This is a genomic window from Acinetobacter sp. UBA2063 (assembly GCF_002333245.1).
Classification (GTDB): domain Bacteria; phylum Pseudomonadota; class Gammaproteobacteria; order Pseudomonadales; family Moraxellaceae; genus Acinetobacter; species Acinetobacter parvus.
The window spans coordinates 9993-12356 of the sequence record NZ_DDAH01000236.1 but is presented as its reverse complement, the minus strand read 5'-3'; the positions used below and the strand labels follow the sequence as shown (position 1 = coordinate 12356).

The 2364-nt window shown below is 33.7% G+C and carries 5 protein-coding genes and 1 pseudogene; all 6 read left to right on the top strand.

Features of this window, described 5'->3' with window-relative positions; genetic code table 11:
* The coding region (locus tag B4H32_RS12890) for a hypothetical protein (protein WP_414630969.1) at positions 1-105 on the top strand (105 nt) is incomplete at its 5' end.
* A gap of 131 nt (positions 106-236) precedes the next feature.
* Positions 237-773: a hypothetical protein gene (locus tag B4H32_RS11360; protein ID WP_004683331.1), complete on the top strand. Its 537-nt coding sequence runs from the start codon at positions 237-239 to the stop codon at positions 771-773.
* Positions 774-789: 16 nt separating this feature from the next.
* Complete coding sequence (locus tag B4H32_RS11355; protein WP_004683332.1) at positions 790-1128, top strand: hypothetical protein; 339 nt, start codon at positions 790-792, stop codon at positions 1126-1128.
* Between the two features lie 2 nt (positions 1129-1130).
* Entirely contained in the window at positions 1131-1538 is a 408-nt protein-coding gene (locus B4H32_RS11350; protein ID WP_004683333.1) for a protein-export chaperone SecB, read from the top strand.
* A gap of 123 nt (positions 1539-1661) precedes the next feature.
* The gene (locus B4H32_RS11345; protein WP_004683335.1) at positions 1662-2081 is read left to right on the top strand and encodes a hypothetical protein; all 420 of its coding nucleotides are present in this window, start codon (positions 1662-1664) and stop codon (positions 2079-2081) included.
* A 36-nt stretch (positions 2082-2117) separates the two neighbouring features.
* Positions 2118-2364, top strand: a pseudogene (locus B4H32_RS11340) (hypothetical protein); the annotation flags it as partial.

Below are 2364 nucleotides of genomic sequence, written 5' to 3'. Positions count from 1 at the left end.
GTCATGGCAGATGATGCAGAGTTAAAAGCCAACCGTTTACGTTTATTGGCTCAGTTGCGTGATTTATTCACAGCGATTGCAGATGTAAGTGTATTGCAGGGTTAGATGTAAAGCACCCTGTTTAAAGAACAGGGTGCTTTTAATATTTCAAATAATATTATTTTCTCTACTCTTTAGAATTTGTTCAGATTACAATACATTAACAAATAGCTTTTTATTTATTATAAGTAAGTGACATGCAAGAAAGCGTTTTTCATGGGACTAAGAATTCAGCAAAAGATAGAATTCTAAAGGAAAATTTTAAAAAAAGTGAGGCTACAAATGATTGGCTTGGAAGTGGTGTTTATTTTTTTACAGAGGGCATTGGGTGTCCAATTGAACATGCAAGAAATTGGTGCAAGTATAAAAAAGGATTCCGTGAGCATGAAATTAGTATTTTAAAGGTTAATTTACATATTGATGATGAACATCTGTTAGACGTAACAGATTACAATGGAATAGAAGAGTTTAATTCGTTAAGAAGCGAACTATTACAAAAGCATAATTCCGAATTCCCCTCTGACCGAATATTCTCTGAAGACAACAAGAGAATTTGGGACATGATTGCCGATCTTTTAGATTTACATGCCGTATTAAATCATTTATATATATGTAAAATTGCCAGCAATGCATATGAACGAAATATAGAATTAAAATCTAACGTTCCGAACAGTACTGTCTTGTGTGTTAAAAAAGATGGTATAATTAATCTACAAGATATAAGTGTCTTGTAAGTCAAGGGGAAACATAATGACTACTAGCAGACTTGAGCGTGCTATAGCAAGACTTCACTCAATGAATCATGAGGAATATGCTAATTTTTTAAAAAAGCATACCAAATCAGATAATTGTGACGTAAGTTTTGCACACATTGATGATACTGCAATAGTTAATGGCACTCACTATACTTCAATAGCGTTTAATGAAATTATTTCTTCTTCTGATTGGGAAAACATCATTTCTTCTAAGATTGAAGAAATATATCAAATACAAACAATTAATTTTAACGATCAACAAAGGTTTGATGCTGTTTTTACAGCATCAAATCCTATTTCGCCAACACCTGATACTTATAAAGTTGCAGCCTAACAATGCAAATATCTCTTAAAACTTTTCATACTAGAAAATTAACTTTAAATACCATTATCGATGACTTTGTAAAAGAAAACTCTAATGACTTCGAGTTGTCATTAAGAGTAGGTATAGTTAATAGTGAAAGTAACATGGATGCTATCATTCAATTTTCAATTTCATTGAATGCTGAAAATAAATTCCAACTTGATTGCGATTATGAAGCTATTTTCCAAACAGATACAATCTTAAATGAAGAACTAGTAAAAACAGAAAAGTTTTTACATATTAATGCACCTGCAATTGCCTATCCGTATGTTAGAGCATTTATAAGCAATGTATTGCTAGTGTCAAATTTAGATCCAGCGATTCTTCCTGTAATTAATTTTCAAAAGTTATTTGAAAATAATATAAAAAGCATTTCTTAAGATAATGCTGCTTAAACTACAAATTATTCTACATACGTTAAACAATAATCACATATTCACTTTTACCATCATCCTAATAAGATATAAAAACTCGATTACGTATCGCTTAAAGGATAAAAGATGATGAAAAAAGTACCTTCACTGTGTTTAGTGACTGCACTGATCGCATCGTCTTCTCTCTGGGCAGCCGAAACAAATATAACTACAGCAAATACAAACACTGCAACGGCTGAAAAAACACTCCCTTATGGTGATAACCCTAGCCTCGGTCGTGTATTGCTGTATAAAACAGGCAAAGGCCTACAAAATCTTGGCGACTCAATTCAGGGTGCATCTGAAAACACCTCTCAGAAAATGAGTGAAAAGTGGAAAAGTACCAAGGAATACACTGCTGAGCAATCAGTCATTGTTCAGGAACAAACCGAAAAAGCCAAACAATATACTGCTAAAAAATGGCAGGACACCAAAGATGCCGTGGTTGGAACCAATGATGGCAATGTGCCTATTGAGCGTGCTGAACTGAGCCAACCTTCATCAAATTAATACGATTTAACAAGATTTACAGGAATGAATGAAACAATGACTATTACGCCTTTTAAAACCATTTTGCTTTCTTTAATCAGTAGTATTGGTTTCACTGCATGTTCTACATTATCCACCCAAACCAAGCCACCTTTGCAACAACTGCAACAGGTTCAGAACATTGATGCCCTACCCGATACCAAGACCAATGCCGCATCCTTAAATAAATATAAGGATCATTGCACGATCCAGTTTACAGGTTATTTTGATGGTGGTCAGAGCACGGAATCGTGGGAATTTAAAG